Raw genomic sequence first — 9,348 nt, forward strand, 5'->3', positions numbered from 1 at the left:
TGCCCGCACGGAGCGAACCAGAAACAACCTTCCACCCCAACCCGGGGCTTGTTGACCACGAGGCCGGAGCGCCGTGCCCGCACGGAGCGAACCAGCAACACAGCCCGGACGGAGCGAACCAGCTACCCAATGCGCAGGATGTGGCCGCCACCGAGGACCCGGTCGCCGTCGTAGAGGATGACGGCCTGGCCGGCGGCGGTGCCGCGGACCGGCTCGCGCAGGCGGACGGCCAGCTCGCCGTCGCGGGCCGTGACGGTGGCCGGCACGGCGTCGCCGTGCGCGCGCACCTGGGCGGCGCAGTCGACCTCGACGCCGTCCTCGTGCGGCCAGACGGCCGCGTCTGCGGCGAGCCGCCAGACGTCGAGAGCCTCTGCCGGGCCGACGGTCACCGCCCGGGTCACCGGGGAGATGTCGAGCACGTAGCGGGGGCGGCCGTCCGGTGCCGGGCGGCCGAGGCGCAGGCCGCGGCGCTGGCCGACGGTGAACGCGAACGCGCCGTCGTGCTCGCCGAGCGTCTCGCCGGTCGCGGCGTCGACGATGGGGCCGGGGCGCGGGCCGAGCCGGTCCCGCAGCCAGGCTCCGGTGTCGCCGGACGGGACGAAGCAGATGTCGTGGCTGTCCGGCTTGTCCGCGACGCCGAGCCCGCGGGCGGCGGCCTCGGCCCGGACCAGCTCCTTGGTGGTGTCCCCCAGCGGGAACATCGCCAGGCGCAGCTGCTCTGGGCGCAGCGTGCCGAGCACGTAGGACTGGTCCTTGGCCGGGTCGACCGAGCGGCGCAGCACGCCGTCGGCGGACAGGCGGGCGTGGTGGCCGGTCACGACGGCGTCGAAGCCGAGCGCCAGCGCGCGGCGCAGGACGGCGGAGAACTTGATCCGCTCGTTGCACCGCACGCATGGGTTCGGGGTGGCGCCGGCCGCGTAGGCCGCGACGAAGTCCTCGATGACGTCGGCCTCGAACCGGTCGGCGAGGTCCCACACGTAGAACGGGATGCCGAGCACGTCGGCGACGCGGCGGGCGTCGTGGGCGTCCTCGACCGTGCAGCAGCCGCGGGCGCCGGTGCGCTCCGCGTCCGGGGAGCGCGACAGCGCCAGATGGACCCCGGTGACGTCATGGCCGGCGTCGACGGCGCGAGCGGCGGCCACCGCCGAGTCCACCCCACCCGACATCGCGGCGAGCACCCGCATTCACGCCACCTCCCCGGTGTCTCCTGAATCGGCCGTATCCGTCGACCGCGTCGCCTTCCAGCATGCCCGAGCGGGCAACCGGTTTGCGAACGCCGGCCCCGCCGCCGCCCGACCGTCAGGAACCGCCCAGGCCCGCGAGCTCGCCGGCTCGGCTGGCGCGTTCGTAGACCGGGGCGATCGCCCCGGCGACCGCGGCGACGTCGGCCTCGGTCGACGTGTGCCCGAACGAGAACCGCAGCGACCCGCGGGCGGTCTCCTCGCCCGCGCCCATCGCCAGCAGCACGTGCGATGGGCGGGCCACCCCGGAGGTGCAGGCGGAGCCGGTCGAGCACTCGATGCCGCGGGCGTCGAGCAGCATGAGCAGTGAGTCCCCCTCGCAGCCGGGGAAGCTCAGGTGGGCGTTGCCGGGCAGGCGGCCCGGGCCCGCCGGCGCGCCGTTGAGCACCGCCGTGGGGACCTTGGCCAGCACCTGGCGGATGAGCCCGTCGCGCAGCCCGGCGAGCCGCCGCGCCTCGGCCGGCAGGTCATGGACGGCCGCGGCGGCCGCGGCGGCGAAGGCCGCGGCGCCGGCGGTGTCGAGGGTGCCGGAGCGCACGTCGCGCTCCTGGCCGCCGCCGTGGGTGAGCGCGGTGACGGTCAGGCCCCGGCGCAGCACCAGGGCGCCGATCCCGACCGGGCCGCCGATCTTGTGCGCGGTCACCGTCATCGCGTCCACGCCGGACTCGGCGAACGAGATCGGCACCTGCCCGAACGCCTGCACCGCGTCGGTATGGAAGGGAATGCCATGGGCATGGCAGGCCGCCGCGAGCTCCGCGACCGGCTGCACCGTTCCGACCTCGTTGTTCGCCCACATCACCGATACCAGGGCGACGTCGTCCGGCCCGTCGGGCCCGTCGGCGAGCGCCGCCGCGAGCGTCTCGGGCCTGACCAGACCGGTCTCGTCGACCGGAAGTAGCTCGACGGTCGCGCCCTGCGTCTGTTCGAGCCAGTGCGCCGGGTCGAGCACGGCGTGGTGCTCGACCGCGCTCACCAGTACCCGGCACCGGCGCGGGTCGGCCGCCCGACGCGCCCAGTACAGGCCCTTCAGCGCGAGGTTGTCACTCTCTGTCCCGCCGCCGGTGAAGATCAGCTCGGACGGCCGGCAGCCGAGCTGGGTGGCCAACGACTCACGCGACTCCTCGACGACCCGGCGCGCCCGGCGCCCGCCGGCGTGCAGGGACGACGGGTTGCCGGCGAGGGCGTGCGCCGCCGTCCACGCGGCGAGCGCCTCCGGTCGCATCGGCGTCGTCGCCGCGTGGTCGAGGTAGTTCACAACTCAACAGGTTAGCCGCGGGCGGCCGGTCTCCCGCCCCGTCGGCCGCCCGCCGGGAGACGGCCGGACGGCAGGAGCGGGCGCGCGGTCCGCGCCCGCGCGCAGCCCCACCAGACGCCCAGGCTGTAGGCGGTGTCGTCGGCGAACCGGAGCAGCGCATAGGGCAGGAGGCCGACGTCGGGCCGGGTGACCCACCAGTCCCTGGCCGCCGGGGCGGCGGCGGACAGCGCGACCACGAGCCGGCCCGGCCGGCTCCAGGCCAGCGCCGGCCACCAGCCGCGCCGGACGTTGTCGGCGGCCGCCTCCAGGGCGTACCGGCGCCCGGCGATCACCATCACCCAGGCGAGCCGGGTGGGCCGCGGCGCCGCGGCCAGGCGCCGCGCGAGCCGGACGGCCGTGACCACGCTCCGGACCGCCGTGACGGCCCCGGCCGCGCCGGCCACCTCACGGCGGCGCGGGACCCACCGGCGAGGCGGCGGCGCGCCGCCGGACGAGAGGGCACGCTTCGCCGCAATCCCTGGGCGCGCCCAAGGTCGGCTCCCAGCCGGCGACGACGCCGGCGCCGCCGCGATCGCCAGGGCGGCGGCGGCCACGGCGGCGGCCTGGCCGGCGGGCCGCAGCGGGCCGGGGTGGCGGGCGGCCAGCGGGCCGGCCGACGAGCCGTAGCCGAACCGCTGCCGCGCCCAGCCGGCCCAGTCCGCGCGCGGCCGGTGGTGCACGACAGCCGCCGGTTCGTAGCGAACCGACCAGCCGGCGCCCACGATCCGCCAGATGAGGTCGACATCCTCGCCGTAGCGCATCGCCGGGTCGAACCCGGCCAGCTCGCGGCGGATCAGCAACGCCGCCGACGGCGCGTACGAGACCCGCGAGCCGGGCCGGACGCCGGCCGGGCGCGATCCGAGGTCCAGCGGCGAGCGGGCGCTCTCGTAGCGCGCCAGCAGCCCGGCCCGGGCACCGGAAGGCACCGGCGACGCGACCCGCGGCGCGACCGCCCCCACGGCGGGGTCGGCGAGGTGCCCGAGCAGCAGGCCGAACCAGTCGACCGGGGTCGCACCGTCCGGCCTGGTCATGTCCGTCCCGGCCACGTCCAGCCTGGTCACCTCCGACGTGGCCACGTCCCTCCGGGCCGCGGCCGTCCCGGTCAGGCCGCGGCCGCCGTCGAGAGGCGCGCCCGGGGCCGGCGGGAGAACGTCCGCGTCGCAGAACAGGATGAGCGGCGTCGTCGCGGCCGCCGCGCCGGCCAGCCGGGCGGCGGCCGGGCCGAGCGGGCGGTCGTGGCGCAGCACCCGTGCGCCGGCCGCGGCCGCCGCCTCGCCGGTGCCGTCGGTCGAGCCGTCGTCGACGACGATCACCTCGGCGCAGCGGCCGGCCAGCGCCGCGATCAGCCGTCCCAGGCCGCGGGCGTGGTCCCTGACCGGGATGACGGCCGTCACGTCGGCCGCGCGCCCCGGAGAGGGTGCCGGCGGGACCGGGTGGGCCAGGCCGGCCTCGACGAGCCGGCGGGCGAGCGTGCCCGCCCCCGGCCCGGCCTCTCCCACCGGCCGGCCGGCCAGCAGAGCTTCCCAAACGCCGCCACCGGTAACGGACAACGTCAACAGGCGCAGGGGTGAACCACCTAACAACACCTTTCCGCGCGACAGAACGGTGGTTTCCGGGTCACACTGCACATGGAAACCTGCTGGCAGCGGCGGAACGGGGGACAACGCGGGCAACGGGCTCGACACTGACAGAGGCGGCGCGGGCAAGGGCGCTGTCGCGGGCGCCGGAGTGGACGCCGAGCCGCCGTGCGGCCCGAGTACCGCCGCGTCCCCTCGCCGGGCTGCCGCCCGGGCCTCCCGGCCCGGGCCGGTCACCCGGACGTCACCGCCGGGCATGTCAGCGCCCTCGACCAGCCGAGCACGGACCCGCGCACGCAGCGCCGCGGTCACGCCCCGCACCACGTCAGCACCCGATCCAGGCAGCACTCGACTCACAGGAGGAAACGTTATGGACTCGTCGGCTCCGACGACGGACATCGCGCCCCGCACCCCGACCACCGAGGCCAGCGCCCCGGTCGAGCCGATCGTGGAGGACCTCCTCGTCGAGGATGTCTCCATCGACGGCATGTGCGGCGTCTACTAGACCTGCCGCGCATGACTGGCATGACACCCGTGGGCGCGCAGGAAGACGCGCCCACGTCCGCCGCCCCGACCCCGGCGCACGCGCTCGCCCGGCCGTCGGGGGCCTCCTTCGACCCGGCGCGGCCGTACCGGCTGCACCCGAAGGTCGCCCTGCGCCCGGAGCGCTTCGGCGCGCTGGCCTACTCGTACGACACCCGCCGGCTGTCGCTGCTCAGGGACGCCGATCTGGTCGCCGTCGTGCGAGCGCTCGCCGACGCGCCGTCGGCGGGCGACGCGCTGGCCGCCGTGCCGGCCGTCAAGCGCGCCGCCGTCGAACGCGCGCTGGCCCGGCTCGTCGAGACCGGTTTCGTCCAGCCGCGCTGACCGGTTCAGATCCCCTTCCGCCCAGCTCCAGCCCGACGGAGGCCGCAGTGAGCATCACCGACCTGGCCCGGCCGAGCGCCGGTGTGCCCGCAGCCGTTACCACCGCCCTCGCGCCCCTCGCGCCGGCGCTCCCCCCGTCGCCCGCCAGTTCCTCGCTGCAGCAGCAGTTGCTGCGCGGGCTTGAGGCGCCGATCTGCCTGACCTGGGAGTGGACATACGCCTGCAACCTGCAGTGCGTGCACTGCCTGTCGTCGTCCGGCCGGCGCGACCCGCGCGAGCTCGACACGGCCCAGATGCGCTCGGTCGTCGACCAACTGGCCGAGCTGCAGGTCTTCTACGTCAACGTCGGCGGCGGCGAGCCGATGACCAGGCCCGACTTCTTCGAGGTGCTGGAGTACTCGGTCGACCACGGGGTCGGGGTGAAGTTCTCGACCAACGGCGGCATGATCGACGCGGATAAGGCCCACCGGCTCGCGGCGCTGGACTACGTCGACGTCCAGATCTCGCTCGACGGCGCCGACGCGATGACCAACGACCCGGTCCGCGGCCTCGGCTCCTACGACCGGGCCCGCACGGCCATGGGGCACCTGGCGGACGCCGGCTTCGGCGCCTTCAAGCTGTCGGTGGTCGTCACCCGGCACAACGTCGCCCAGCTGGACTCGTTCGCCGCGCTGGCCGCGGACTACGGCGCCGAGCTGCGGGTCACCCGCCTGCGCCCGTCCGGGCGCGGCCAGGACTCGTGGACGCGGCTGCATCCGACCGCCGCGCAGCAGCGCGACCTGCACTCCTGGCTGATCGCCCGGCCCGAGGTGCTCACCGGGGACTCGTTCTTCCACCTGGCGGCCTACGGCCAGGCCCTGCCGGGGCTGAACCTGTGCGGTGCCGGCCGGGTGGTCTGCCTGATCGACCCGGTGGGCGACGTCTACGCCTGCCCGTTCGCGCTGCACGAGCACTTCCGCGCCGGCAGCGTGCTCGACGAGGGCGGGTTCGCGCGGGTGTGGCGGTCCTCCGATCTGTTCACCGAGCTGCGCGAGCCGGACAACCCGGGCGCGTGCACCTCGTGCGGCCACTACGACGCCTGCCAGGGCGGCTGCATGGCGGCGAAGTTCTTCACCGGCCTGCCGCTGGACGGCCCCGACCCCGAATGCGTGCTCGGCCACGGCGAGGCGGCGCTGTCCGCCGTCAATCCGAACAGCCTCCCGATCATCGACAACGACCACAGCAAGCGCCGTCGCCTGCCCCTCGCCGTCCTCTAGCCGTGTCGCGGCGGGTCGTGCTGCTGATCGGGATGGGAGTCGGCGACCCGGAGTCGCTCACCCACGCGGCCAGCCGCGCGCTGGCGAGCGCCGACGTCCTGTTCACCGTCGACAAGGGCGAGGCGAAGGCGGACCTGAACGCGCTGCGTACCCGGGTCTGCGCCGCGTACGCCGGGCCCGGCCTGCGGGTCGTCGAGGTCGACGAGCCGGACCGCGACCGGGCACCCGCCGACTACCAGGCCGAGGTGCGCCGCTGGCACACGGCGCGCGCGGCGGTGTGGGCCGAGGCCCTGCTGACGGAGCTCGAAGAGGACGGCCGGGGCGCGTTCCTGGTGTGGGGCGACCCGGCGCTCTACGACAGCTCGCTGCGCATCCTCGACGACATCCGGGAACGCGGGCTGGTCGACGTCGACGTCCAGGTGGTTCCCGGCATCTCCAGCGTGCAGGCGCTGGCCGCCCGGCACCGGATCCCGCTGAACACGGTCGGTGGGTCGGTCCACATCACCACCGGGCGGCGGCTGGCCGCGGAGGTGGGCGGCCTCGACTCCGTCGTCGTCATGCTCGACGGCGCCGCGGCGTGGCAGAGCCTCGACGCGGACGACTGGGACATCTTCTGGGGCGCCTACCTCGGCGGGGACGACGAGATCGCGCTCGCCGGCCCGCTCGCCGAACTGGGGCCGCGGATCGCGGCCGTCAAGCGGGAGGCCCGGGCCCGCAACGGCTGGATCATGGACGTGTACCTGCTGCGACGTCGCCCGGGGGCGCCGTAGCAGCGCAAGCACAGGAAGTCATCGAACTGGTCGAGAGCAAGACCCCGCTTCTGTCTGGCTGCGGCGGAACAGGATCCCGGGCCGGGGTGGAAGGTTGTTGATGGTTCGCTCCGTCCGGGCGGCGCGCTCCGGCCCCGTACTCGCTTCGCTCCCACGGGACCTCCGCGCGCCGTCCTCCTCCGCGAACGTGCGCTACGGCGACCTCCGCTGCGGCCCAACCCCTTCGCTTCGCTCGGGCCCGGCCTTGGATTCGCGCCATTCAAGCGGCACGCAACCGAGCTGGCGCGGAGGCGCACCTCCGCGGAGGCGTGCCCACGAGCGCAGCGACGTGGGCGCGCCGCAGCGGAGGTCGCCGCAGCGCACGTGAGTGGAGGAGGACGCGGCGCGGAGGTCCCTTGGGAGCGAAGCGAGTAAGGGGCCGGAGCGCCGCGTCCGCACGGAGCGAACCAGCAACAACCTTCTACCTCGACCCGCTACATCATTCGGCCTACGACGAAGCGACCTGACCCCGCACAAGACTCACCTCCCGTCGTGGTGGCGCGGGGTGAAGACCGTGCCGGTCTCGCGGTCCCAGCAGGTCCTGGACGAGCCGACGATGAGCAGGGTGCGCATGTTGACGTCGTCCGCGCACAGGTCGGCCAGCCGGATCACCTCGACCCGCTCGCCGGCCCCGCCGACCGCCCTCCCCACGACGACAGGGGTGCCGGGATCGCGATGCTCCAACAAGCAGGCGCGGACCTCGTCGATATGGTCCCGCCGGGTCTTCGAGCCGGGGTTGTAGAGCGCGAGCACCAGGTCGGCGGCCGCGGCGGCGCGCAGCCGGCGCAGGACCAGCGACCAGGGCTTGAGCTGGTCGGACAGGGACACGACGCAGTAGTCGTGGCCGAGCGGCGCGCCCACCCGGGCGGCGACGGCGTTCGCCGCCGTGACCCCGGGCAGAACGCGGACCGGCACGTCCGCGTAGCCGCCCTCGGCGCGCGCCTCCAGCACCGCCGAGGCCATCGCGAACACCCCCGGGTCGCCGGAGGAGACGACGGCGACGCCATGGCCGCGCCGGGCCAGGTCGAGTGCGAAGACGGCCCGTTCTGCCTCCACCCGGTTGTCCGTGAGGTGCCGGCGCTGACCGGGCCGGGCGGGGACGCGCCGGACGTAGGTCCGGTACCCGACGATGTCATCGGCCATCGCCAGCGCGGCGGCTGCCTCCGGCGTGAGCCACTCGACGCCGGCCGGCCCGAGCCCGACAACCGTGACGGAGCCGGTCTCGGTAACGGCGGCACCAGCGATCCCGGCGCCGCCGGCCGCGGCCAGGGCTGAAGACGTGGCAGGGTCAGCGGTGGCCGGACTCGAGACCGAGACCGAGGCCGGGGCCGGGGCCGGGGCCGGAGGCGCGGCTGGGCCGGGCACCAGCACCATCGACATGTACGGGATGTCCTCGTCCGCGGCCAGGTCGCGCAGCGCGGTGACCCGCTCGCCCTCCCGGCTGGCCTGGCTGACGAGCAGGGCGTCGTCGAGCCGCCCCGCGCCGACGAGCGCCCGGCGCACCCCGTCGAGGTCGCCCCGCACCTTCATCAGCGCGAGCCCGTCGGCCTGGCCGGCCAGCTCACGCAGCCGGTCGGCCGGTATCGCCGCCGGGAGCACCGCGAGCGTCTGCTCCCCGGTTACCAGGGCGACGCCCGCGGCAGCGGCGGTCGCGGACACGGACGTCACGCCGGGGATGATCACGCAGCGGAACCTTGGGGTGAGCCGGCGCTGCATGTGGGTGAACGAGCTGTACAGCGTCGGGTCGCCCTCGGCGACCAGCACCACGTCCCGGCCGGCGGCCAGGTGCGCGGCCAGGCGCGCGGCGGACTGCTCGTAGAACTCCTCGATCGCCCCCTGGTATCCGCCCGGGTGGTCCGTGGCGCCGCGGGTGACGGGGTAGACGAGCTCCTCCTCGACGGCGCCGGCGGGGATGTAGGGCGCCGCGCTGGCCCGGGCGAGCGACCGGCCGCGCCGGCCCGCGTGGTACGCGACGACCTCGGCCTGCCCGATCAGCCTGGCGGCCTTCACCGTCACCAGCTCCGGGTCCCCGGGGCCAACTCCGACGCCGTAAAGCGTGCCGGCGCCCGTCCCGGGCCCCGCCTCGGCAGTTTCCGGGCAGCGCTCGACGTCAGCCGGCTCCGATGCTCCCGCGCTCACGGGATCTCCGCTCACTTGTTCCTACACTCTCCGCGTGTCGCGCTCGCTCATGAGGTTCCTGGTGACGGCGCATCAGCGCAGCGCTATCCCAGCCACCTCATCTACTCGCGACCAGGTCCGGCCACCGTCATAAGCCCCGACCCGAACCACGTAGGGCTGGCGCGC

The 9,348-nt window shown here is 75.4% G+C and carries 8 protein-coding genes; 4 read left to right on the forward strand and 4 right to left on the reverse strand.

Going from position 1 to position 9,348, the window contains the following annotated elements; translation table 11 throughout:
- Positions 1-122 precede the first annotated feature (122 nt).
- From mnmA to BCD48_RS24045, 3 genes are all read right to left on the reverse strand, one after another.
- The gene (gene mnmA / locus BCD48_RS24035) at positions 123-1,184 is read right to left on the reverse strand and encodes a tRNA 2-thiouridine(34) synthase MnmA (protein WP_071050651.1); all 1,062 of its coding nucleotides are present in this window, start codon (positions 1,182-1,184) and stop codon (positions 123-125) included.
- A gap of 115 nt (positions 1,185-1,299) precedes the next feature.
- Complete coding sequence (locus tag BCD48_RS24040; protein WP_071050652.1) at positions 1,300-2,496, reverse strand: cysteine desulfurase family protein; 1,197 nt, start codon at positions 2,494-2,496, stop codon at positions 1,300-1,302.
- 11 nt (positions 2,497-2,507) lie between these two features.
- Positions 2,508-4,424 carry a glycosyltransferase gene (locus BCD48_RS24045; RefSeq protein WP_241841950.1) on the reverse strand — a complete coding sequence of 639 codons (1,917 nt, stop codon included), beginning with the start codon at positions 4,422-4,424 and terminating at the stop codon, positions 2,508-2,510.
- 58 nt (positions 4,425-4,482) lie between these two features.
- Between BCD48_RS24045 and mftA the strand changes: the two genes are divergently transcribed.
- The 4 genes from mftA to cobF are packed head-to-tail and all read left to right on the forward strand — an operon-like array spanning position 4,483 to position 7,005.
- A complete protein-coding gene (gene mftA, locus BCD48_RS24050) occupies positions 4,483-4,617 on the forward strand; it encodes a mycofactocin precursor MftA (protein ID WP_071050654.1) in 135 nt (44 codons plus the stop codon).
- A 20-nt stretch (positions 4,618-4,637) separates the two neighbouring features.
- The gene (gene mftB, locus BCD48_RS24055) at positions 4,638-4,979 is read left to right on the forward strand and encodes a mycofactocin biosynthesis chaperone MftB (protein WP_241841951.1); all 342 of its coding nucleotides are present in this window, start codon (positions 4,638-4,640) and stop codon (positions 4,977-4,979) included.
- A 47-nt stretch (positions 4,980-5,026) separates the two neighbouring features.
- Complete coding sequence (mftC, locus tag BCD48_RS24060; protein WP_083419111.1) at positions 5,027-6,235, forward strand: mycofactocin radical SAM maturase; 1,209 nt, start codon at positions 5,027-5,029, stop codon at positions 6,233-6,235.
- Positions 6,236-6,237: 2 nt separating this feature from the next.
- Positions 6,238-7,005 (forward strand): precorrin-6A synthase (deacetylating), encoded by a 768-nt coding sequence (gene cobF / locus BCD48_RS24065; protein ID WP_083419112.1) that lies wholly within the window; start codon positions 6,238-6,240, stop codon positions 7,003-7,005.
- 519 nt (positions 7,006-7,524) lie between these two features.
- Here cobF and cobJ read toward each other — a convergent pair.
- Positions 7,525-9,183 carry a precorrin-3B C(17)-methyltransferase gene (gene cobJ / locus BCD48_RS24070; RefSeq protein WP_083419113.1) on the reverse strand — a complete coding sequence of 553 codons (1,659 nt, stop codon included), beginning with the start codon at positions 9,181-9,183 and terminating at the stop codon, positions 7,525-7,527.
- Between the last annotated feature and the right edge of the window lie 165 nt (positions 9,184-9,348).

The organism is Pseudofrankia coriaricola, assembly GCF_001854805.1.
Classification (GTDB): Bacteria; Actinomycetota; Actinomycetes; order Frankiales; family Frankiaceae; genus Pseudofrankia.